Origin of the sequence: Rhizobium sullae (assembly GCF_900169785.1) — a bacterium.
Taxonomy (GTDB): domain Bacteria; phylum Pseudomonadota; class Alphaproteobacteria; order Rhizobiales; family Rhizobiaceae; genus Rhizobium; species Rhizobium sullae.
In genome coordinates, this window is the sequence record NZ_FWER01000001.1 from 310,555 (window position 1) to 332,330 (window position 21,776).

Here is a 21,776-nt window from a genome sequence, read left to right on the forward strand (position 1 = left end):
AGTTTATATGCAGGTCGAAGGACTTTCGATCAATCTTGCGACGATCCGCGAACAGTGCGGGTTTGCCGAAGCCGTCGACATCTGCCTGAAGCACGGCATCACCAGGATCGCGCCCTGGCGCGAGCAGGTCGCGAAAGTGGGACTCAGCGAGGCCGTTCGTATCGTCAAGTCGAATGGATTGAAGCTGACCGGCCTTTGCCGCGGCGGCTTCTTTCCGGCAGCCGACGAGGTGGGATGGCAGAGGAACCTGGACGACAACAGGCGCGCAATCGATGAGGCGGCAGCACTCGGCGCCGATTGCCTTGTCCTTGTCGTGGGCGGCCTGCCGGGAAGCTCGAAGGACATTGGCGCAGCGCGCCAGATGGTGTCCAACGGCATCGCGGCGATATTGCCGCATGCAGAAGCCGCCGGCATGCCACTGGCAATTGAACCGCTGCATCCAATGTATGCCGCGGACCGGGCTTGCGTAAACACGCTCGCTCACGCGCTCGATATATGTGAGCAACTGGGGGAGAACGTCGGCGTTGCAATCGACGTCTACCACGTCTGGTGGGATCCGGATCTCGCCAACCAGATCGCACGCGCCGGCCGGATGAAGCGCATCTTCGCGCATCATATCTGCGACTGGCTGGTACCCACCAAGGACATGCTAACCGACCGCGGCATGATGGGCGACGGCGTGATCGATCTCAAAGGTATCAGGCAAATGGTTGAGAAGGCAGGCTTCTTCGGCGCGCAGGAAGTTGAAATCTTTTCGGCAGAAAATTGGTGGAAACGGCCAGCGGACGAGGTCATCGCAACCTGCGTCGAACGGTATCATAGCTGCTGCCGAGCATAATTCGATATATTTCAGGGCGCATGAGGAGGATCATCGATGGAGAAACGCCGTTTTGCACTGATCGGGACGGGAAATCGCGGAACCACCATGTGGGGCAAGGACCTGCTCGCCGGTTGGCGCGAGCATGTCGATCTCGTCGCAATCGTCGAAAAGAATTCCCTGCGTGGTGAGCGCGCCCGCACGATGATCGGCAGCAACGCGCCGATCTACGAGGATATCGATGCGATGCTGGCCGAGGTCAAACCGGACCTCGTCATCGTCTGCACACCAGATCACACGCATGATGCGATCGTCGTGCGGGCGCTGGAGGCCGGGATCGACGTCATCACCGAAAAACCGATGACGACCGCAGTCGACAAGATTCGCCGCATCATCGACGCCGAGAAGCGGACAGGCAGGCGCGTCGACGTGTCCTTCAACTACCGTTATGCGCCGACGGCCGCCAAGATTAAGGAACTGCTCAATTCCGGCGAGATCGGCCGCGTCACTTCGGCCGATTTCCACTGGTACCTGAACACGAAACACGGCGCAGACTACTTCCGCCGCTGGCACGCCTATACCGAGAATTCCGGTAGCCTCTTCGTCCATAAGGCAACACACCATTTCGATCTGCTGAACTGGTACCTCGACAGCGATCCGGAAGCTGTGACATCCTTCGCCGACTTACAGAATTACGGCCGCAAAGGCCCCTTCCGCGGCCCGCGCTGCAAGCTCTGTCCGCACACGGGTGAATGCGACTACTATCTCGATCTGGAGGCCGATCCCTTCCTGGATACGCTCTACGAGGAACCGTCGAAGATTGACGGATATTTTCGCGACGGGTGCGTCTTCCGTGAGGATATCGACATTCCAGACACCATGGTCGTCAGCATCCGCTATCGAAACAACGTGCATGTCTCCTATTCGCTGAACACCTTCCAGCCGATTGAAGGCCACCATCTGGCATTCAACGGCACCAAAGGCCGGATCGAAATCCGCCAGCACGAAGCCCAACCTTGGGAGGTAAAGAAAGAGGACGAGATCCTGCTGATCCGGAATTTCCCCAATGGCAAGGAGGCACTTGAGCGCATCGTCGTGCCGCATTTTTCCGGGGGCCACTACGGTGGCGACGACCGGATGCGCAACATGATCTTCAAGCCGGACATGCAGGACAAACTGCATCAGCGCGCCGGAACGCGCGCCGGCGCCATGTCCGTTCTTTGCGGTATTGCAGCGCTGCAGAGTTCCCGCACCGGCAAGGTCGTCAATCTTGCCGATCTGATGCCTGAGCTTACCAATGACGGCTCACCGAATTCCCGCAGAGTCGAATAGGCTCAGGCGATCTTTTCGAGGTCCGCGAGCGTGACGCCGTAAAGCAGCGGCTCGCCCTTCAGGAAACGCTCGATCTCGTCCACCGCCATTTCGCCGAGGCGCATGCGCTCCAATCCGACGGCGCCTGCAATATGGGGCGTCAAGAACACATTCGGCAGATCGTAAAAGGCCGACGACGGCTCGGGGATTTCCGGGTCGGTGACATCGATGATCGCATCGATGCGGCCGGTTGCAAGTGCCGCCAGCAGGGCGGCTTCATCGATGATGGCACCTCGCGCCGTGTTGATGAGCGTTGCGCCATCCTTCATCAGAGCGAGCCGGTCCGCATCGATCATATGCCGCGTGGAAGGCAGGGACGGGGCATGAATCGAAACGATGTCCGAGACCTTCATGAGCGTATCCAGATCGAGCTTCTCGGCTCCAAGCCCTCGCGCTTCGGCCATGCTGATCGTCGGGTCAAACAGCACGAGCTTATAGGCGAACGGCTTCAGCAGGTCGATGACGCGGCGGCCGATCCGCGATGCACCGATGATGCCGACAGTACGGTGGTAGTTGCCGATCGCCAGGCGCTGCATCGGATGGGTGCGGTGACGACTGCGGTCCGCTGCGTAAAGGTCGCGGAAGCGGAAAACTCGTTTGCCGGCAAATAGAATGGCTGCAAGCGTAAACTCCGCAACCGGAATGGCATTGGCTTCCGCCGCGTGGCTGACGGCGATCCCGGCCTTGAAAATCTCTTCGCCGATTATGCCTTTGACCGTGCCTGCCGCATGAGCGATGATCTTCAGGCCACTTGCCGCAGCGAGCACCTCGCTGCCCACCTCGGGCACCCCCCAGCCTGTGATGAGGATTTCCGTCTCCGGAAGCACGCGCCGGGCGCGCTCGTCAGAAAAATTCTGCAGTGGCTCGCGGTCAAGCAGGCGACCGATGCCTTCCAGACGTTGAAGCAACTCATCCGAGACGACATGTTCGGTGCGCTCCGGATGCATGGCAAGCGCGATGCCGAGACGGCTCATGGCATCTGCCCTGGTGCTGCAATGGCGCTGACGGTGACACCGTTTTTCCTTACCTGTTCCTCCAAGGCGTCGATATCCGGCACGCTCGGCGGTTTCGTCCAGATCCCGGAAACGGCTTCCGGATCATCGATTGCAAGCACTGCCGTAACCAGCACCGTTTCGCCTGCCGGGATTTCGCCACGCAACTGCGGCACCAATGTCTTTGCAACAATCAGGTTGGTATTCGGCAGAGCCTTCTGCGCAAGGCCGGTGCGCTTCACGGATGAGCCGAGATCGGCGATGCCGGAAAAATCAGCTTCGCCGATAACATGCGCGGCACCTGCTTCCGCCGAAAGCATATCGAGGTCGAAATCCCGCTTGGCCATCGCGAAGCCGCCTTCGGCCGTCTGCAATACACGTGGCGTATTGATCCTGTGAACGCGGATATGCCAGGGCGCGGCAGGCACGAGCCATGTCTGGACGGAGACATCTTTGAACGGCGACCACTTCGAGTAAAGCACATTGCCGGCAATCTCGGCTTCCGTATTCGTCTCGCGAACACGGTAGTGCAACCCGTCGTCACTAAAGGCCAGCGCCGAATCAAAGGCACCGCCGGCAAAATTGCGCTCGTCGGCTTCAACGCTGAAACCATATCGCGCTGAATAGGCGAATTTTGCGTATTTTTCCGTCCCAAATCGCATCTGGAGATTTTCCTGGCCAGAGGAAAGCGCCACAACATCGCCGCCTGTCCGCATCACGACCATGCCCGGGTGGCGCTGCGGAGAGACCGCGACCGCTTCCGGCATCTTCTCCTTTGCCGTCCAGAACGGATGATCCCCAGGAATTGCGAGCGGCAGAAAGGCCTTGAAAGCCCAATAGGGCGAGCCTGCGGAATTATAGCTTTCCGACATCAGCAGATTGGGATAGCCGAAACCGATCGACAGGACGCCGTCGCGGTTCGTTATCGGCCTGCCCCCCCACCAGCGCAGATGCTGAAGGCAGAGATGCTTGACCTCGCCCCAAGGCAGGGCTTCGAGATCGGCGAAAGCAAGCGCCGACCAGAAACCGGCACAGGCGAAGCGGTATGTCAGGCTGCGGCCAAACGGTACTGTCGCCCCGTCGGCCGCAAACCAGTTCTTGAAATCCTTTGCAAAGAGCACTGCCCGTTCGCGATAGCGCTTGGCATAGTCATCATCGACAAGTTTCGAATAGATCAGGCCGTAAAAGTGCATCGCGAAGGGAATGTAGTGATCGACACGGCGGACATTGCCGTCGCGATACCAGCCGTCGCCAATATAGAAGCCTTCCAGCTCTTCCAGGTATTGCTTGGTGAGGCTGCGGTCGAAGTCCGCGCCCAAGCGGTTAAGCGCGATATCGACGAAGATGCGGAAGAACTTCCAGTTGTTGTCGGCATAATCGAACTGGCGCGCATGCTTGAAATAGCCGATGACGTTGTTTCGGGCACGCGCATCGAGCGGCTCCCAGATCTTTTCCGGGACAAGCGCCAGCGCGAAACCGAGCGCGGCAAGCTCCACCATGCGCTGGTCGCGGCCGTTGACCGTGCCCCAATATTCCGGATGCTCCGGATCGGTGCCGTTGGCGAGGCCCTCAGCGAAGCGATCCCAGTGCTCGAAGCGGCCGTTTCCCGCACCCAAAGGAGCAAGACCCCACAGAGGCCGGGCGAAGCCTTCCAAGTCGGCGGCGGCGCGATCGAAATGCGCGCCGGCGCCATCTAGCCGCACGCGGGCATTGCCCTTCGAAAAATAGGGCAGCAGCGGATCGAAGAGATCGAGAAGCGCGCGGCTCATATCCTGACGCGTTTCAAGCGGATTGCCTGCAAGCGGATTGGCGCTGGCCGGATCATAAGTCATCGGAATCACTCAAGAGGTTACGACTTCGGGCACGGTACCCCCGGCAACGGGGATGACCGCATGGCATACATGACGGGCGGGGGCCGCCCGGTCGCGGAACCGGGACATCATCAAGCCGATCGCCTCCCGGCCAAGTGCTGCACGATCGACGCGCATGGTGGAAAGCGGCGGATTGGTCATCAGTGCGCAAGGCAGATCGTCAAAACCGACGATTGCGAAGTCTTTCGGCACGCGAAGGCCCGCTTCCGTCACAGCCTCCAGCACGCCGACCGCGATAAAATCGTTCATGCAGAAGGCAGCCGTGAAACCGGCGTTCTCCGCGAGGACCGCCGCCGTCAGTTCATGCGCCTCGCGGCTGGCACTGCCGTGAAAGTTCATCGGCACAAGCCTGCTTTCTGCGCCTTGGATTGACGCCACCGCCGCCTCGAAACCGCGGATACGCTCGCGGATCGTATGACGGTGGGAGCCGGTCAGATGCAGGATGCGTCGGTGACCGGCGTTCAGCAGCCGTTCGGCAGCCTGGAAGGCGCCGAAAAAATTGGAAGGTGAAACACCGTCGAGGCGAAGCTGAGGGTCCGTGCCATTGACGAGGACGACCGGAACCCTTTCGTCCTCGATCCAGCCGCGCAAGCCTTCGTTCGGATCGATGCCGACGAGAAAGAGACCCTCGGCACGCGCCAACTTCAAATGGTCTCGAATGACTTCGGGCGTCGCGCGGTCTTCCCGGATCAGCCGAACCTCGAAGGGCATTCCGTTCTCCGCCGCCGCTGCTCGCAGCCCCTCGACGATGGACTCGTAGAAAACGCTCAGTCCGCCCGTGACGCCGTCGCTCGCAATCAGCGCAAGTCCGCCGGGAACCGCTTCTTGAGGTGATCTCACCTGGTATCCATGCTCGGCCGCCACCTTCAGAATATGCTCGCGCACGCTCCCGCTAATGCCGGGCTCGTTGGCAAGCACGCGTGAGACCGTCGAAACGGAGACGCCCGCCAAGGCTGCAATATCGGCCTGACGCGGCCGCCTGGGTTTGATTTCATTCATGACTCAAAACTATGCAAATTACGCAAATTTGCAAGTGAAAGATAAAATGTTGCAAACAGAAATTTTTTGCGTACTCTGCTCGTGACATGCCGGAGAACCGTTGGAGGACGGCGCTGGCAGCCGACAAAGGAGGATAATCATGCAGATCAATCGACGTTCATTTTTGAAGGGCTCGGCCGGTGTGGCTACGGGGCTCGCATTCGGCGCAGGCAGCGCCATTCCGGCTTTCGCCGAAGACACGCAGCTGCGTGCCATGTGGTGGGGCTCGAACGACCGCGCCAAGCGTACGCTGGAAGTCGCAAAACTCTATCAGGCCAAAACGCCGGGCGTCACGATCGTCGGCGAGTCGCTCAGCGGCGACGGTTATTGGACGAAACTCGCGACGCAGATGGCCGGCCGCGCGATCGCCGATGTGTTCCAGCTCGAGCCCAGCACGATCTCCGATTACTCCAAGCGCGGCGCCTGCATGCCCCTCGACGAGTTCGTTCCCTCGGCTCTCAAGGTCGACGCCTTCGGCAAGGACATGCTGAAGCTGACGACTGTCGACAGCAAGCTCTATGGCATCGGCCTCGGCCTGAACTCCTTCGCACTCTTTTTCGACCAGACGGCCTTCGAAAAGGCAGGGTTTGCCTTGCCGACGCCGGACCTCACCTGGGACGAATATGCCAAACTGGCCGTCGAGCTCACAAAGGCCGCCGGCAAGGACAATTACTGGGGTGGCCCCTACGGCGCGCGCTATGCCTATGTCTTCGATGCCTGGCTGCGCCAGCGCGGCAAGAGCCTCTACGCCAATGGCAGCCTGGGTTTCGACGTCGAAGACGCCAAGGAGTGGTACAGCTTCTGGGAGGAACTGCGCAAGAAGGGCGGCACGGTCGCGGCCGATGTCCAGACGCTCGACCAGAACACCATCGACACCAACTGCTTGGCGCTCGGCAAATCGGCGATCGGCATGGCCTACTCGAACCAGCTCGTCGGCTATCAGCTGATCTCGAAGAGCAAACTGGCGATCACCATGTTGCCGCGTGAAAGCAAGAGCGGTCCCTCCGGCCACTATTACCGCCCCGCGCTCATCTGGAGCATCGGGGCGACAACGAAGAACGCTGAAGCGGCCGCCAAGTTCATCGACTTCTTCGTCAACGATACCGAAGCCGGCAAGATCCTCGGCGTGGAACGCGGCGTGCCGATGTCGGCGACCGTCCGCGAAGCAATCCTGCCGAACCTCAACCCGACGGAGCAGGAAACCGTCAAATACGTTGAGCTGCTCAAGGATCAGGTCGGGGACTACCCGGCACCCGCCCCGCTCGGTGCGACGGAATTCGACCAGCGCGTCCTTCGCCCGATCGCCGACGAACTCGCCTTCGAACGCACGACGCCCGCAGACGCCGCGGCCCGCCTGGTGGAACAAGGCAAAGCAACGATCAGAAGTTGAATCGAACTTCTTTTCCTAGAAGGCCCGGTTTCGTGAACTGACCCGCAAAGTTGGACGGATTAAAAGGCTGGGCAGATTTAAGGGCTGGGTTCTGTATTGCACAGGACTCAGCCCTTTGAGTTTCTATGCCGTCCGTGAGGCTTTGGATCAAAGCCGCTCATGCTGCGGCCCTGGCAAGCTTTCCAAGCTGAGAGAGGAGATCACCGAACGCTGGAAGTGACCCCGCGCCAGATGTGCATGCATGACTGTTAGAATCTCGATGTCCAGGCTGACGCGGTACGGGATGATATAGGGAATATCCGCCAGTACGATTTCACGGGTGCCCTTGACGCGACCCGGCCGCCCGCTAGCAGGCAGGTCCCCACGCGAGCCTCAGGATCGGGATTGTCTTTCTCGATATACGCGCCGATTTTCATCAAGCCGCCGCGACGCCCGAAGCGTCCAGCGAATACGCTTTCCGCTCATGATTGACGGACGGACTTGATGTATTTTCCGACAACTTTCGCCACATCCGCATCGCTGGCGAATTCGCCACGATCAGCTTCGGCCAACCCGGCTTCGATCTCGGCAAGCTGCCATTCCTGTTGCTCAACGAAAGCCTCGATGGCTTCGGCAGCCATGTAGGAGCGGGAACGATCCAGCTTTGCGGCAAGCTGGTCCAGCTTGCTTGCGGTTTCATCCTTCACACGCACGGTAAACGCTGCGGTCATGGCATCTAACTTTCGTTGGTTCACTTTGATTATTTGTGAACCAACGTGTTCGTCAAGATTCTGCTCGTGTCGGAACTTTCGTCCAGGTGAATAAATCCCGGCCACACCGCCACCGAACGCGAGCATTTGCGGATAGTAGCGCCAGAGCTGTTCGCGCAACCGATTGACAAGCCGGTTGCGTTCCTGCTGCAGGTCTTCGCTTATGCGCGACCGCTCCCGCAACTCGATCACTAGCGGATCATCCAGCGACAAGCTGCGAAAAGCCGGCCGATCGGTGCGCGGGGCACTGGCCAAGACCTGCGCATCGCGCCGATCATCCTTGGCGCCAGCAACGCTGAAGCGATCGCGGAACCGACGATCTGCCACCGTTCCCGCCACGCATGTTCACGGCAAAGCCGGAACTGGCCGCGATAGACGCTTCGCGCTGATTGTCGGAGGAATAGCGGGCGTAAAGAGCGGCGCGGCTCATGGGTTCAATCCTCTCTTTGTCGGCTCACGACTGCGAAAATGCGGATTGAACATCGGTGAACGCGAAGTCGTCGCCGACATACAGAAGCGGGGCCGAATGCCGTTTGGCGAGGGCATAGGCAAAGCAATCGCCGAAGTTCAGCCCGCTCCGTGTTCCGAACCCCTTGCCGTAGTCCAGACGCGCCCTCATGGCGGCACGCGCCAGATTTTCATCTGTAGGAGAAATAGCAATACGGAAGTCGGCCAGAAACGCATCCAGATCGGCAATCGCTTCGTGCCGGTCCCCGTCCTTGATCCTGCCCGCCATGACGGTGCCGGCCTCGACATAGTTCACCGCCGATATGAGGCGCGAAGCGTCTGTCTGGAGAGCGGCCATGCAGTCAGGCGCTTCCGCCTGCTCGAACATGATCGCAATGATGGCGGACGCATCGACGACCATCATCGGGAGAAACCAAGCTCTTCGGGCGTGTCGCCGACCGCTTCATCCCATTCCTGTTTCGTGACCGGGCGGCGATCATAGCGGCTGGCGCGTGCGCGGACGAAAGCCTTCATGCGCGAAACGTAGTCGCTCTGCGCCTCCTGTTCGGCGCGCAGCCGTTCCAGCCGCTCGCGCATGGCTTGGGTGATGGCGTCAGTCATGGTCTCGCCGGTCAGGCGGGACAATTCCCGCGCCAGCCGGTCTGCTTCCTCGGTCTTAATGCTCAAGGCCATGCCAGCCTCCTTCTAGATACACAATCTAGATAGCTTTTCCATGCCGATCCTTCAATGGAGGAGATCGAAAATCCGTTGCTACAGATCGTCATCGTCGCCCTTCCGCTCACGGCTCACCCGCCAAAGAGGGAAATCCCCACGCCGATTCCGTGTTCAAGGGTACTTTAGAAGCCCATGAACCCCTCGCAGTCGGCCAGTTTTGGAGCCGTCTTCAGCGTCTGCACGTCGACAATGGGAACCCCAAAAATCAGGTCGTCCGCAAAGATCTCCTCAATCGCGGCCGCCACCTGCAGAACGCCAGCGTCATCATGCCGCCTGCCGACGATCTGCAGACCGAAGGGCATGCCGAGCGCGTCTCGGCCGACGGGGATGGTGATCGACGGATGGCCGGCCAGCGTTGAGGCATAGGCCATGGCCAACCAGTGATAGTAGTTTTTCGTCGGCTGACCGTCGATCTCGGTCGGATAAAGCTCGTGCCAGTCGCGCGGGCTGATGGTCACGGCCGGGCAAAGCACATAATCATGGTGTTCGAAAAACCGCTGCCAATCGCGATAGAACCGGCCCTGTTTCACCAGTGCATCGGCAATATCGAGCGGCCCATAGCTTAGGCCCTCCTCAATATTGGCGCGGACATTCGGGCCGATCTTGTCCGGGTGGGTCTGCAACAGCGTGTGGTGCATACCGAGAAACATCACGCCGCGAAGAACGGAGAAGATGCGATCGGCATCTGTACAATCGGGGTGGGTCTCATCGACCCTGCCGAGATGGTCAGACAGCCGCGCCACCACCCGGCCAAAAGTCTCGCGGATCATCATGGAGGTCGGCGCAAAGCCGAAATCCTCGGTCACGACAATCCGAAGGGCAGCCAGGTCCGGACGCCGGCCCTGGCTGAAGCGGTCGGCCTGCCACGGAGTCTGCCCATCGACGACCACCGTATAGGGGTCGAGCCGATCGGGCCGCACCATGACCGACAGCATCAGCGCCACATCCGCGACGCTACGCCCCATCGGCCCGCTGGTCGACAGGTGCATCAGCGCCATGGCGCGTGTATCGCCGGGAACAACGCCGGGAGATGGGCGGAAGCCGACAACACCGCAGAAGGCGGCAGGATTGCGCAGGCTGCCGCCAGTGTCCGAACCCGTGGCCAGCGGTGCCATTCGGGCCGCAAGAAGGGCTGCCGAACCGCCCGACGAACCGGCTGCACTTTTCGTGGTGTCGTGAGGATTGGCCGTGACGCCGTAAACGGCGTTGCGGGTATTGCCGCCGGCGCTCCAGTCCGGATTGTTGGTCTTGCCAAGAGGAATGCCGCCGGCCCGGCGCATGGCGGCAACGATGGCATCATCCTTCTCCGCGATATTGTCACGAAAGATTTCCGAGCCGAAGGTGGTTGGCAGGCCCTGGACGTCGATCATGTCCTTGACGCCAAAAGGCAGGCCGTGCAACGGACCGAGCGCCTTATGACGCATCACGCTTTGCTCGGCCTGCCGCGCCTCGTCCCGGATACGGTCGAAATCCTGCGCCACCACCGCGTTGATCGCGGGATTGATCTGCATGACGCGCTCGATACAGGCCTCTGCCAGTTCAACCGGAGACAGGCGGCGCTGCCCAATCAGCCGGCGAGCTTCCATCGCATCGAGATCGGCGGGATGGGTCTTGCTCATGGCGATACCTTTTACATCGAGAGAGCGACAAGGCCCTTGATCAGCATATTGAGGGCCAACAGTGAGATGAACACGGCGAAAATCCGCTTGAGCATAGCAGCCGGCAGGTAATGCGCCAGCCGGACGCCGAGGGAGACCGTGGTCATCGATATGGCGACGATGACAACCAGAGCCGGCAGGTTGACGAAACCGATCGTGTAGGGCGGAAGACCGGAAAGGCCCCAGCCGGCGATCAGAAATCCGGCAAACGATGGCACGGAGATCAACAGCCCGAATCCCGAGGACGTGGCCACCGCCTTCTGCACCGGCATGCCATAGAGCGTCATGGCCGGCACGCCGAAGGAGCCACCGCCGATGCCCATCATCGCCGAGAAAAAGCCGATGACCAACCCGTAGGCACTGGCCAGCACCCGGCCCGGCATCCTGTCCGACAGTTTCCAGTGCGGCCGGCTGATCAGCATGTAGAGCCCTAGCACCATTCCAATCACCCCGAAGATCACCGACAGATTGGCCGAGCGCAGCGAAGCGGCACCCACCACCCCGGCCAGCGCGCCGAGAGAAATCGCGGGTCCCCAGCGCTTGAGCACGGACCAGTCGACTGCATCACGCCGATGGTGCATCAGAACCGAACGCGCTGAATTGAAGATAATTGTGCCGCCAGACGTCGCGACACAGACCTGCATCAAGCGGTCACTCTCATAGCCGAGGAACTCGAAGACGTAATAGAGCGCTGGCACCAGGACGACACCGCCGCCGACCCCGAGCAAGCCGGCAATCAGGCCGGACAAGGCGCCTGTCGCGGCCAGAAAGACGAAGAGCAGAACGAAATCCATCGATCAGGCAATCTCTTTCAGGCTTGCGGCATTCTCGGCGATATCGAGGAACAGCGCTGTCATCACCTGCATGCCTTCGCGTGCAATCGGCACGAGCGCATGCTCGTTGGGGCCGTGCTGGCCACATTCGGCATGGGAGTGCGGAATCCAGATCGTCGGCAGCCCGAGGATGTCGGTAAACGCATCGTTGGGCAGGGAGCCGGCCAGATTGGGCAGTACATGCGGCTGCTTTCCCGCCGACTGCGCCAGCGAGTCTTGGACGAAACGCACCCAGGGATGATCAGGCGAAAAGCGGGTGGCCCGGAAGGCCTCACCGCGCGCGGGACGAACCTCGACCATGGGAAAGCCATGGGCATCGAGATGACGGCGCAGCGCCGGGATAATGTCCTCCATGTCAGTGCCGACGACGAAGCGCAGCTGGCAGGTGGCCTGCGCCGAGCCCGAGATGGCATTCTGCGGCGCGTCGATATTGCCGGAGGACATGGCGAGCACGGCAAAGGAATTCCAGCCGAAAACGCGTTCGCTCGGCGTCAGATCGCTCTCGCCCCATTCGCTGTCGTGGTGGCGCGGCGGCAAATCGCGGAGGGTGGCACGGATATCGGGCGTCAGGCTCGTCGGGCGCCATTCGGGGATCCGGATCTGACCCCGCGCATCCGTGATCGTCGCGATCGCCTGGGCCAGGATGATGGCGGGATCGGCCAGCAATCCACCGAAGTTGCCGGAATGGTGGTCGCCGTCACGCAGATTGACCATCAGATTGATCGACATGCCGCCGCGCGACCCCATGAACATGGTCGGCGTGTCGACCGCCAAACGCGGGCCGTCCGACGCGATCAGCACATCGGCTGCCAGCCGCTCCCGGTTGGCGGTAAAGAATTCGCGCAGCCCGAAGGAGCCGGTCTCCTCGGCCATTTCGAGAATGATCCTGGCATTGAAACCGAGCCGGCCATTTTCGCGGATCAGCAATTCCAGCGCCCTGATGTTGATCAGATGCTGGATCTTGTTGTCGGCGGTGCCGCGGCCATAGAGCCTGTCGCCCTCTTGGATCAGCGTGAAGGGCTCAAGTCCCTCCCGCCAGCGATGGGCCTCCCCGTTGCAGACATCGCCATGGCCATAGACCAGAACCGTCGGCAAGCTCTCGTCCTCAATGCGGCTGGCGATCAGCAGGGGAGCGCCGCCCTCGCGGGGATTGTCGAAAATCTCGACGGCAAAGCCCATGGCCGACAACGGGGGCTGCATATCCTCCTGCAGATAGGCGTAGAGATCCTCGAGCCGCCCTTCCGACTGGCTGACGGAGCGGCGCGCAACCAGCGCGGCCAGATCCGCGACCAGCCCTCCGCCGTCGACATAGTGGGCGGCGGCTTTGATCAGGTGTGTTCTGTCCATGGGATGCATTTACCTCGCTGCGTCGGCAGGGCCAAGCGCTGCCATATCTGGCGCTTCCCAGCCGCGGCCGGGCATGGCGGCAAGCAGTTGGCGCGTATAGGAATGTTGCGGTTTGCCGAAGACGTCGTCGACCACGCCATATTCCACCACCTCGCCTTTCGACATGACGAGAATATGGTCGGAAATTTCGGCCGCCACCCGCAGATCGTGGGTGATGAAAATGACGGTCAGACCGACGGCCTTGCGGATGTCGTCGAGCAGCTTCAGCACGTCCTTCTGCACGGAAACGTCGAGCGCCGACACCGCTTCATCGGCGATCAGGATTTTCGGCTCGACCATCAGGGCGCGGGCAATCGAAATGCGCTGGCGCTGGCCACCGGAAAACTGCGCCGGATACCGATCGAGCGCATCCTCCTCGAGTCGGACGATCTTCAAAAGCGCTCGTGCCTTCTCCATGGCCTGTTTGCGCGGCACGCCGAAATTGACCGGCCCCTCGACCAGCAGGTCGCCAATCTTGCGGCGCGGATTGAGCGACCCATAGGGGTCCTGAAAGACGATCTGGATATGTTTTCTGAAATTGCGCCGGCCGGCGGCCGTGGTCGTTTCCAACCTCAAATTGCCGATCCAGACGGACCCCTCGTCTGGCTCGACAAGCCCCATCAGGCAACGCACCAGCGTCGTCTTGCCGGAGCCGGATTCTCCGACGATGCCAAGCGTCTGGCCTTCCAGAACGGTAAAGTCCGTCGGCTTGACGGCATGCACCTTGCGGGCCGGCTTGAACAGCGTGCGGGCGGTCGAATAGGTCTTTTCAATGCCTGCGACCCTGAGCGCGATCGGCGCAGACGTATCAGGTTTGCCCTTGATGCCATGGCGTTTCGGCACCGCATCGATCAGCATGCGTGTATAGGGATGGCTCGGGCTGTTGAGCACCTGTTCGGCGGTGCCCTGCTCAACGACCACGCCCTTCTGCATCACCAATACACGATCGGCCAGTTCGGCCACCACGTCGAAATCATGGGTGACGAACAGGATGCCTGCCTTGCGGCTTTCCTTCAGCGCCTTGAACATGTCGAGGATCTGCGCCTGCGTCGTCACATCGAGCGCCGTCGTCGGTTCGTCGGCGATCAGCAGGCGCGGCTCCATGGCGAGCGCAATGGCGATGACGATGCGCTGGCGCTGGCCGCCCGACAGTTGATGCGGATAGGCATGATAGAGGCGTTCGGGGTCGGGAAGACGCACTTCCTTAAGAAGAGCCAATGTGCGAGCCCGGCGCTCGGCACTGGATATGTGCGTATGCGCCTCGAAGACTTCCTCGATCTGGTCGCCGACCGTATAACACGGATTGAGCGCACTCATGGGCTCCTGGAAGATCATACCCATGCGGCTGCCGCGCAGGCGGGCATGCTCGGCCTCGGAGAGCTTCAGCACATCGCGACCTTCAAAGAGAATTTCGCCTGACGACGGCTTCAGGATTTTTGGCAAGAGACCCATGGCGGCAAAGGATGTGATCGATTTTCCGGAACCGGATTCCCCGACGATGCAGAGGATTTCCTTCTCGTGGATATCGAGCGACAGGTCGCTGACGGCATGCGGGCGATCGCCGCCCTTCGGCAGGTCGATGGTCAGGTTGCGGATCGATAGGACGGGCGTGGCAGGGTGGGTCATCAGTTTCTGCCCTCCGGCGCGGTCACGTCGCGAATGCCGTCGCCCAGCATGTTGATTGAAAAGACCAGGATGAACAGGGCGATACCGGGAATGGTGATCAGCCAGCTCTCGAACAGCAGCATTTCCTTGCCTTCGGAGATCATCAGCCCCCAGGATGGGGTTGGCGGCTGAACGCCGAGCCCGAGGAAGGACAACGCCGCTTCCAGGATAATGGCATGGGCCATTTCGAGCGTGACGATGACGATCAGCGCATTCATCACATTCGGCAGCACATCCTTGAACAGGATGCGTGGCAGGCTGGCGCCCAGCACTTCAGCCGCCGCGATGTAGTCCATCTGCCGCACCTGCATGGTGGCGCTACGCAGCACCACCGCAAAACGGTCCCAGAGCAGCAGTCCGAGCACCGAAACGACGACGGTCAACGATCCGCCGAACAGCGCCACCACGGCCAGCGCCACCAGCGTTGCCGGCAAAGCCAGCCGCACCGAGACGATGAACATCACCGCCGCGTCGACCTTGCCGCCGAAATAGCCGCCAAGAACACCGAGTGTAGTGCCTATCACGGCGGAGATGAGAGCCGCGGTAAAGCCGATCAGTAGCGAGACGCGAGCGCCGTAGATCAGCCGCGACAGGTAGTCCCGGCCCAGCGCATCGGTGCCGAGCAGGTGCTTCCAATCTCCGCCCAGAAAGACCGGCGGAGCCAGCCGCGCCAGAAGATCTTGCTTGTAAGGATCGTATGGGGCGATCAGCGGCGCGAAAAGCGCGACGAGGCCAACGAACAGCAAGATCAGGAAGCCGACCATGAAACCGCGATGTTTCAGGGCCTTGCGGGCGAGCACACGAGATGGCGCCGGCAAGGCCGCGGGAGCACCAAGGCTGATTGTTTGGGACGTATCGCTCATGTCAGGCAGTCCTCAGGCGGGGGTCGAGCCATGCGTTCAAGACATCGGCCAGGAAGGTGAAGACGATATAGAACATCGCGAAGATCAGGATGAGCGCTTGCATGGTCGGCAGATCGTTGCGGGAGATCGATTCCCAAGCCAGGAAGCCCGCTCCATGCAGCGCAAAAATGGTTTCCACGACGACCGACCCGCCGAACATGAAGCCGAGTTGCACGGCGGCCAGGCTAACGACCGGGATGATGGCATTGCGCAGCGCATGCTTGAACAGAACCCGCCGAGGCTTGATGCCCTTGGCTCTTGCTGTACGGATGTAGTCGGCGGACAGCACTTCCAGCATGCCGGCCCGTGTCAACCGCATGATAGCCGGCGTCGCGTAGTACCCGAGCACGATCATCGGCAGGATATAGCCGGTCCATTGCCGCGTTCCGGAGGCCGGCACCCATCCGAGATTGACCGAGAAGACAACGATCAGGATGAGGCCGAACCAGAAGCTCGGGATCGCCTGTCCGACAACAGCAATGCCGAGCGCCAGCCGGTCGATCAGCGTATTGGGAAAGGCGGCGGCAAGAACGCCCACGGGAATGGCCAGCAGCAGGGCGAAGCTCATGCCAAGGAAACCAATGGTCATGGTGACCGGTAGCCGTTCGGCGATCATGCCTGAGACGGGGGTCTTGAAATAATAGCTCATGCCGAAATCACCGGAGAGTGCGCGCATCAGCCAGTCGACATATTGAACGAGCAACGGCCGGTCGAAACCGTATTGGCTGCGGATCGCCGCGATCACCTCTCCGGAAGCCCCCTCTCCGGCAATGGCGATGGCGGGATCGCCGGCCATGAACAGAAGAATGAAACTGATGAAAGAGACAGTCAGCGCAACCAGCGCCGCCATGCCAATCTTGGTCAGGACAAATTTCAACATCTGAAACCCTCAAAGCAGGCGGTGTCGTGCCGTGGCGACACCCGGCCAATGCATTCTCCCAAGGTGTGCAGCGGTTTTGCGATCACGACATGCCTCGAAAACAAGAAGCTCAAACCCAGGTCGGGCCGCTAGCAAGCGACGTTCCGGCCCGGGGGTGCGGATGTCACTTCCAGCCGATCTCGTAGAAGCGGACCAGTTCGTCCGGCGTCGGCATGAAGGAAATGTCGCCGCTCATGACGTAGTTGGTGGAATAATTCCACAGCGGCACCCAATAGGCCTTGTCGGCGATCACTGAGAGCGCCTGCGTGTAGAGCCTCTTGCGCTCGGCCGAATCGATGGAGGAATCGGCCTTCTCCAGCAGATCGGACAGGTTCTTGTCGCGCGCGTCATCTTCGCCGCCCATGGTGAAGAATTCGCTGGTGATCGCCGAGACATCGGCAATCGAGTTGGAGCCCCAGGTCAAGAAGGAGATCGGGACGCCTTCCTTGATGCGCTTTTCGCGCAGCGCCGCGTATTGCATATAGTTAAGGTTGGCCTTGATGCCGATTTCGGCCAACATGCCAATCATCGCTTCGGCCAGAGGCCGGTCACGATAGGCATAGAATTCAATCTCAAAACCGTCGGGATAGCTGGCTTCCGCCAGCAGCGCCTTGGCCTTTGCCGGATCGTAGGCATAGGTCGCGACGGCCTTGTCGCAGCCGAACTGGCTGGGCGAGCAGGCGCTGTTGATCACTTCCGTCGTGCCCTTCATCAGCGCCTCGACGATACCGTCGCGGTTGATCGCGTGGTAAATCGCCTGCCGCACCTTGACATCCGTCAATGGGTTCTTGTCGCGTGAGCGGCCAGCCGCATCGAGCGACAGATAGCCGACGCGCATGGTCGGGGCATTGATCACCTGGAAGCTGTCCTGGCCGGCCATCTTGTCGGCCTGGTCGGAAGGCACCTGCCAGACGAGATCGATCGTGCCATTGAAAAGTTCCGCCATCTGCGTGTTGATGTCCGGAATGGTGCGTATATCGATGGTGCCTACCTTGGCTTTCGGCTTGGCGGCTGCAAAATAATCCTCGTTGCGCTTCAGCACGAAATGTTTGCCGGGTTCGACAGCCTCGAATTTGTAAGGACCTGTGCCGATCGGTTTGGTGGCAACGCCGGCCGGGCCGACGGCTTTGTAATATTCATCGGGATGAATGATGACCGGGCCGGCCAGATATTCGAGCGCGGCCGGGAACGGCCCATTTGTGATGATGCGTACCTTGAACTGATCGACCTTTTCGACCTGCTTGATCCAGCCCGTCGCCACCTTGTTCTTCGTGCCATTCTTCGGATCGACGGTGAAATTCAGCGTATAGACGACGTCATCGGCATCAAAGGCCTCGCCATTGTGGAACTTGACGCCTTCGCGCAGCGTCAGGTCCAGCGTCGTGGAATCCACCCAGTTCCAACCGGTTGCCAGATTGCCGACATATTCGCCGGTTGCCGGATCGCGGTAGAGAAGGCCGTCCCAGACGGCATTTCCGAGCAGGATGCCCTCGCGCGCCGTGTTGAAATAGGGATCGACATGTTCGAGTTCCTTCGCAAAAGCGATGGAGACCGTGTCGTCCGCCTTGCCGGCCCAGGCGGCGCTTGCAAACAGGAATGCGGGCAGGAGAGCGGCCACAGCCGCAGTCTTTGTCAGTTTCATTCTCGTTCCCTTTTTCGATTCGCCTATTTTTTAGGCTTTTGCAGTGAATGGCGTTATTGTACTCGTTTTCAGATGTTTGTATACAACATTATCCAATTGCGTACTTATTCTAAAGGTTGCATACGTCTCGCTTGCCAAATCCCGCACCTCGCACCACAATGCGCGTGGAGGACCGATATGAATTTGCCCACATCAAAACCGCCGACAGCCGATGTGCTGTATGAGCGCATCGAGACGCTGATCGCCGAAGGTCATTTCAAAGATGGCGAGCGGCTCGACGAAATGCGCCTCGCGCGCGACTTCGGTGTATCGCGCACGCCGCTGCGCGAAGCTCTGCGCCTTCTGTCCGCAACCGGACTGGTAGAACTCATTCCCAATCGTGGCGCCTTCGTGCGCCAGCCGGATTTCACCCGTCTTGTGGAAATGTTCGAAGTGATGGCCGAGGTCGAAGCCTGGTGTGCCCGGCTTGCCGCCGGCCGCATCACCAAGGCCCAACTGCTGCTTCTGCGTCAGGCCGCCTCTGCCTGCGAAGCAGCCCTTCAGGCGCAAGATTATAAGCGCTACTATGTCGAAAACGCCACGTTTCACACGATGATCTACGAAGCGTCCGGCAATGGCTTCCTGGCTGAAGAAGCCCGTAGCCTGCACAAGCGCCTCAAGCCCTTCCGACAGGCCCAGCTTTCCTTCGGCGACCGCCTGTCGCAGTCGATGATCGAACATCGCGAAGTCCTGCTGGCGCTCGAAGCGGGCGATGCGGCGCGCGCCGATTCCGTGATGCGTGACCATATCCGTGTCCAGGGCAGTATCTACGAAGAATACCGCCAATCCATGAACGGTGCGCGAGATAGCGCCTGATGCCAGGCCTCGTGAGACCTGACGCCAAAGTCGGGGATCTACGCCATTGAACATCATGGGAACAGCAGAAGCTCGGACACTGCAGCACCCCGGGTCAGGCCGGATATCGTCCTGACGATCCCCGCCTTGTCGATGCCGTAGTGGCGATAGAGATCCTGCACCGTGCCGGTCTGGCCGAAATGCTCGACCCCGAGCGGTAAAGTCCGATGGCCGTGAACGGCACCGAGCCAGGCAAGCCCTGCGGGATGTCCATCGGTGACAGTGACAAGGGTGCAATGGGAAGGAAGGCCGGCGAGCAACGTCTCGACATGACCGGACGCTCGATTGACGCCCCGGCGTCGCGCCCTTTGGGCCGCAGTCCAGCCGGCGTTGAGACGATCGGCAGAGGTCACGGCCAGCACACCGATTTCCCGCCGGCTTTCGCCGAGCAGCCCGGCCGCCGCGATCACTTCCGGTGCGATGCAGCCTTGGTAGACCAGGACGACATCGGCATTCGGCCCGGGCGGCTTCAGCCAATAACCGCCATCGATGACGCCTTGACGGAAGCGCGGATCGCTGCGCGGCGCCGGCTGCTCGAGCGGCCGCGTCGTCAGCCGCAGATAGACGGAGCCGCCCGTCTCGTCGCGCAGCCAAGTGCGCTCGTCCGGCTGTCCGTCACCATCGCGCTGCATGTAATCGAAAGACCAGTCCATGATGATTGCGAGTTCATCGAGGAAGGCCGGCTCGAAACTCGCCAGCCCGTCCTGGCTGATGCCGATCAGCGGCGTGGCGATCGACTGATGCGCGCCGCCCTCTGACGCCAACGTGATGCCGGACGGCGTGCCGATGATCATGAAACGGGCATCCTGGTAGCAGGCATAGTTCAAGGCATCGAGACCGCGGGAGATGAAGGGATCATAAACCGCGCCAACCGGCAGCAGGCGCTCGCCGAACAGGGAATGGGAGAGACCGCAGGCGGCCAGAAGCAGGAAGAGGTTCATCTCGGCAATGCCGAGTTCGATATGCTGGCCCTCCGGCGAGAAATGCCATTTCTGCGCGGACGGCACCCGCTCGTCGCGAAACGTATCGGCCCGCGCATCGCGCGCAAACAGGCCACGCCGGTTGACCCAGGGGCCGAGATTGGTGGAGACGGTGACATCTGGGGCGGTGGTCACGATGCGGGCGGCGAGTGCGGTGTGGGTTTTGGCCAATGCATCGAGGATCTTGCCGAAGCCGGCCTGGGTAGACAGAACGCGATCCTGCAGCTGAACCGGACCCTCTGTCGCGATCCGTTCCGCCTTGAAACGTCGCGGCCCCGCCTCGAAGAACGGCACATCGGCAAGGAAAGCCTTTACGCTATGGCTATCGACAATGGTCGAAAACGGGTCCCATTCCGTTCCGGGCGCAACCTGCATTGCCGCCTGGAAATCTGCCATCTGGCTCGTTGTCATCAGCCCGGCATGATTGTCCTTGTGGCCGGCGAGCGGTGTGCCCCAGCCTTTGATCGTATAAGCCAGGAAGACCGTCGGCCGGTCGTGATCGACACTGTCGAACACCTCGGTCAGCGTTTCCAGGCAATGGCCGCCCAGATCGTTCATCAGTTCGGCCAGTTCGGCATCGGACCGGCGCTCGATCAGCGCCGCCACATCGCGCCGGTCGCCGATCTCGTCGAGCAGCCGACGTCGCCAGGCGGCACCGCCCTGGAAGGTCAACGCCGCGTAGAGCTGGTTCGGGCAGGCGTCGATCCAGTCCTTCAGGCGCGATCCACCCGGCTCGCCAAAAGCGGCCTTCTGCAGCGCACCGTATTTGGCGATGACGACATCCCAGCCGAAGGCCTTGAAAATGGCCTCGATGCGCTGCCATAGACCTTCGCGCACCACGCCATCGAGGCTCTGGCGATTGTAGTCGATGACCCACCAGGTATTGCGCAGATCGTGCTTCCAGCCTTCCTGCAGGCACTCGTAGACATTGCCTTCGTCCAGTTCGGCATCGCCGACCAGGGCGATCATTCGCCCGAGCGGACGCTTCTGCGCCCAGGGTCTGGCGGCAATGTAATCCTGCACCATCGAGGCAAAGGCCGTGACGGCCACGCCGAGACCGACCGAACCGGTGGAGAAATCGACATCGTCAATATCCTTGGTGCGGCTCGGATAGGATTGCGCGCCGCCGAAGCCACGGAAATTCTCGAGCTTGTCACGGTTCTGGTTGCCCATCAGATACTGGATGGCATGAAATACCGGCGAGGCATGCGGCTTGACCGCGACGCGATCTTCCGGCCGCAGCACGTGACAATAGAGCGCCGTCAGGAGGGAGGCCATCGAGGCCGACGAGGCCTGATGTCCGCCGACCTTGACTTCGCCCTTTTCACGCAGGTGATTGGCACTGTGGATCATCCAGCAGGCAAGCCATAGGACCTGCTTCTCGATGGATTTCAGAATTGCGATATCGGTGCTTGTCACGGTCGTCTCCCAGTCACGCGTTCATGCCTGATGAGGATCCGCCGGCGGCTTCTCGCTTTGCTCTGTTC

The 21,776-nt window shown here is 60.8% G+C and carries 18 protein-coding genes and 2 pseudogenes; 4 read left to right on the forward strand and 16 right to left on the reverse strand.

Annotated elements, in window-relative coordinates:
- The first annotated feature begins 7 nt into the window (after nucleotides 1–7).
- Together BN1800_RS01615 and BN1800_RS01620 are read left to right on the forward strand one after the other, a co-directional pair.
- Nucleotides 8–838: a sugar phosphate isomerase/epimerase family protein gene (locus tag BN1800_RS01615; RefSeq protein ID WP_086993781.1), complete on the forward strand. Its 831-nt coding sequence runs from the start codon at nucleotides 8–10 to the stop codon at nucleotides 836–838.
- Between the two features lie 36 nt (nucleotides 839–874).
- On the forward strand, nucleotides 875–2,149 hold the full coding sequence (locus tag BN1800_RS01620; protein ID WP_086993784.1) for a Gfo/Idh/MocA family protein: 1,275 nt from the start codon (nucleotides 875–877) through the stop codon (nucleotides 2,147–2,149).
- A 2-nt stretch (nucleotides 2,150–2,151) separates the two neighbouring features.
- On the opposite strand, the gene BN1800_RS01625 is transcribed toward BN1800_RS01620, so the two are convergent.
- The 3 genes from BN1800_RS01625 to BN1800_RS01635 are packed head-to-tail and all read right to left on the reverse strand — an operon-like array spanning nucleotide 2,152 to nucleotide 6,050.
- Nucleotides 2,152–3,162, reverse strand: a complete 1,011-nt coding sequence (locus tag BN1800_RS01625; RefSeq protein WP_086993787.1) for a hydroxyacid dehydrogenase — start codon at nucleotides 3,160–3,162, stop codon at nucleotides 2,152–2,154.
- The gene (locus tag BN1800_RS01630; RefSeq protein WP_086993908.1) at nucleotides 3,159–5,012 is read right to left on the reverse strand and encodes a DUF2264 domain-containing protein; all 1,854 of its coding nucleotides are present in this window, start codon (nucleotides 5,010–5,012) and stop codon (nucleotides 3,159–3,161) included. Before BN1800_RS01630 ends, BN1800_RS01625 begins: the two co-directional genes overlap by 4 nt.
- Nucleotides 5,013–5,021: 9 nt before the next feature.
- Entirely contained in the window at nucleotides 5,022–6,050 is a 1,029-nt protein-coding gene (locus tag BN1800_RS01635; protein WP_086993790.1) for a LacI family DNA-binding transcriptional regulator, read from the reverse strand.
- A gap of 139 nt (nucleotides 6,051–6,189) precedes the next feature.
- On the opposite strand from BN1800_RS01635, the gene BN1800_RS01640 reads away from it, so the two are divergent.
- Entirely contained in the window at nucleotides 6,190–7,479 is a 1,290-nt protein-coding gene (locus BN1800_RS01640) for an ABC transporter substrate-binding protein (RefSeq protein ID WP_086993792.1), read from the forward strand.
- A 231-nt stretch (nucleotides 7,480–7,710) separates the two neighbouring features.
- Here the strand turns inward: BN1800_RS01640 and BN1800_RS42170 are convergent.
- From BN1800_RS42170 to BN1800_RS01700, 12 genes and pseudogenes are all read right to left on the reverse strand, one after another.
- Nucleotides 7,711–7,944 (reverse strand): annotated as a pseudogene (locus BN1800_RS42170) (type II toxin-antitoxin system RelE/ParE family toxin); the annotation flags it as partial.
- A complete protein-coding gene (locus BN1800_RS01650) occupies nucleotides 7,941–8,189 on the reverse strand; it encodes a CopG family ribbon-helix-helix protein (RefSeq protein ID WP_086993911.1) in 249 nt (82 codons plus the stop codon). The gene BN1800_RS01650 and the pseudogene BN1800_RS42170, both read right to left, overlap by 4 nt.
- 189 nt (nucleotides 8,190–8,378) lie before the next feature.
- Nucleotides 8,379–8,567: pseudogene (locus BN1800_RS01655) on the reverse strand (IS110 family transposase); the annotation flags it as partial.
- A 115-nt stretch (nucleotides 8,568–8,682) separates the two neighbouring features.
- The gene (locus BN1800_RS01660) at nucleotides 8,683–9,099 is read right to left on the reverse strand and encodes a type II toxin-antitoxin system VapC family toxin (RefSeq protein ID WP_086993795.1); all 417 of its coding nucleotides are present in this window, start codon (nucleotides 9,097–9,099) and stop codon (nucleotides 8,683–8,685) included.
- Nucleotides 9,096–9,368, reverse strand: a complete 273-nt coding sequence (locus BN1800_RS01665) for a type II toxin-antitoxin system VapB family antitoxin (protein ID WP_086993797.1) — start codon at nucleotides 9,366–9,368, stop codon at nucleotides 9,096–9,098. Before BN1800_RS01665 ends, BN1800_RS01660 begins: the two co-directional genes overlap by 4 nt.
- 164 nt (nucleotides 9,369–9,532) lie before the next feature.
- Nucleotides 9,533–11,029, reverse strand: a complete 1,497-nt coding sequence (locus tag BN1800_RS01670; protein WP_086993801.1) for an amidase — start codon at nucleotides 11,027–11,029, stop codon at nucleotides 9,533–9,535.
- Nucleotides 11,030–11,040: 11 nt separating this feature from the next.
- A complete protein-coding gene (locus BN1800_RS01675; RefSeq protein WP_086993804.1) occupies nucleotides 11,041–11,862 on the reverse strand; it encodes a sulfite exporter TauE/SafE family protein in 822 nt (273 codons plus the stop codon).
- A gap of 3 nt (nucleotides 11,863–11,865) precedes the next feature.
- Nucleotides 11,866–13,248 carry a M20 family metallopeptidase gene (locus tag BN1800_RS01680; RefSeq protein WP_086993914.1) on the reverse strand — a complete coding sequence of 461 codons (1,383 nt, stop codon included), beginning with the start codon at nucleotides 13,246–13,248 and terminating at the stop codon, nucleotides 11,866–11,868.
- 9 nt (nucleotides 13,249–13,257) lie between these two features.
- Nucleotides 13,258–14,913, reverse strand: coding sequence for a dipeptide ABC transporter ATP-binding protein (locus tag BN1800_RS01685; RefSeq protein ID WP_086993807.1), 1,656 nt, complete (start codon nucleotides 14,911–14,913; stop codon nucleotides 13,258–13,260).
- A complete protein-coding gene (locus BN1800_RS01690; RefSeq protein WP_086993811.1) occupies nucleotides 14,913–15,815 on the reverse strand; it encodes an ABC transporter permease in 903 nt (300 codons plus the stop codon). Before BN1800_RS01690 ends, BN1800_RS01685 begins: the two co-directional genes overlap by 1 nt.
- 1 nt (nucleotide 15,816) lies before the next feature.
- Entirely contained in the window at nucleotides 15,817–16,734 is a 918-nt protein-coding gene (locus BN1800_RS01695) for an ABC transporter permease (protein ID WP_086993814.1), read from the reverse strand.
- 163 nt (nucleotides 16,735–16,897) lie between these two features.
- Nucleotides 16,898–18,415 carry an ABC transporter substrate-binding protein gene (locus tag BN1800_RS01700; RefSeq protein WP_086993817.1) on the reverse strand — a complete coding sequence of 506 codons (1,518 nt, stop codon included), beginning with the start codon at nucleotides 18,413–18,415 and terminating at the stop codon, nucleotides 16,898–16,900.
- A 177-nt stretch (nucleotides 18,416–18,592) separates the two neighbouring features.
- Between BN1800_RS01700 and BN1800_RS01705 the strand changes: the two genes are divergently transcribed.
- Nucleotides 18,593–19,270: a GntR family transcriptional regulator gene (locus tag BN1800_RS01705; RefSeq protein WP_179213733.1), complete on the forward strand. Its 678-nt coding sequence runs from the start codon at nucleotides 18,593–18,595 to the stop codon at nucleotides 19,268–19,270.
- A 53-nt stretch (nucleotides 19,271–19,323) separates the two neighbouring features.
- On the opposite strand, the gene BN1800_RS01710 is transcribed toward BN1800_RS01705, so the two are convergent.
- Nucleotides 19,324–21,642 (reverse strand): transketolase-like TK C-terminal-containing protein, encoded by a 2,319-nt coding sequence (locus tag BN1800_RS01710; protein WP_086993920.1) that lies wholly within the window; start codon nucleotides 21,640–21,642, stop codon nucleotides 19,324–19,326.
- Between the last annotated feature and the right edge of the window lie 134 nt (nucleotides 21,643–21,776).

Bases quoted from the DNA above. Each gene is read 5' to 3' on its own strand.
- BN1800_RS01615 (WP_086993781.1), top strand. From the start codon at position 8: ATGCAGGTCGAAGGACTTTCGATCAATCTTGCGACGATCCGCGAACAG.
- BN1800_RS01620 (WP_086993784.1), top strand. From the start codon at position 875: ATGGAGAAACGCCGTTTTGCACTGATCGGGACGGGAAATCGCGGAACC.
- BN1800_RS01625 (WP_086993787.1), bottom strand. From the start codon at position 3,162: ATGAGCCGTCTCGGCATCGCGCTTGCCATGCATCCGGAGCGCACCGAA.
- BN1800_RS01630 (WP_086993908.1), bottom strand. From the start codon at position 5,012: ATGACTTATGATCCGGCCAGCGCCAATCCGCTTGCAGGCAATCCGCTT.
- BN1800_RS01635 (WP_086993790.1), bottom strand. From the start codon at position 6,050: ATGAATGAAATCAAACCCAGGCGGCCGCGTCAGGCCGATATTGCAGCC.
- BN1800_RS01640 (WP_086993792.1), top strand. From the start codon at position 6,190: ATGCAGATCAATCGACGTTCATTTTTGAAGGGCTCGGCCGGTGTGGCT.
- BN1800_RS01650 (WP_086993911.1), bottom strand. From the start codon at position 8,189: ATGACCGCAGCGTTTACCGTGCGTGTGAAGGATGAAACCGCAAGCAAG.
- BN1800_RS01660 (WP_086993795.1), bottom strand. From the start codon at position 9,099: ATGATGGTCGTCGATGCGTCCGCCATCATTGCGATCATGTTCGAGCAG.
- BN1800_RS01665 (WP_086993797.1), bottom strand. From the start codon at position 9,368: ATGGCCTTGAGCATTAAGACCGAGGAAGCAGACCGGCTGGCGCGGGAA.
- BN1800_RS01670 (WP_086993801.1), bottom strand. From the start codon at position 11,029: ATGAGCAAGACCCATCCCGCCGATCTCGATGCGATGGAAGCTCGCCGG.
- BN1800_RS01675 (WP_086993804.1), bottom strand. From the start codon at position 11,862: ATGGATTTCGTTCTGCTCTTCGTCTTTCTGGCCGCGACAGGCGCCTTG.
- BN1800_RS01680 (WP_086993914.1), bottom strand. From the start codon at position 13,248: ATGGACAGAACACACCTGATCAAAGCCGCCGCCCACTATGTCGACGGC.
- BN1800_RS01685 (WP_086993807.1), bottom strand. From the start codon at position 14,913: ATGACCCACCCTGCCACGCCCGTCCTATCGATCCGCAACCTGACCATC.
- BN1800_RS01690 (WP_086993811.1), bottom strand. From the start codon at position 15,815: ATGAGCGATACGTCCCAAACAATCAGCCTTGGTGCTCCCGCGGCCTTG.
- BN1800_RS01695 (WP_086993814.1), bottom strand. From the start codon at position 16,734: ATGTTGAAATTTGTCCTGACCAAGATTGGCATGGCGGCGCTGGTTGCG.
- BN1800_RS01700 (WP_086993817.1), bottom strand. From the start codon at position 18,415: ATGAAACTGACAAAGACTGCGGCTGTGGCCGCTCTCCTGCCCGCATTC.
- BN1800_RS01705 (WP_179213733.1), top strand. From the start codon at position 18,593: ATGAATTTGCCCACATCAAAACCGCCGACAGCCGATGTGCTGTATGAG.
- BN1800_RS01710 (WP_086993920.1), bottom strand. From the start codon at position 21,642: ATGATCCACAGTGCCAATCACCTGCGTGAAAAGGGCGAAGTCAAGGTC.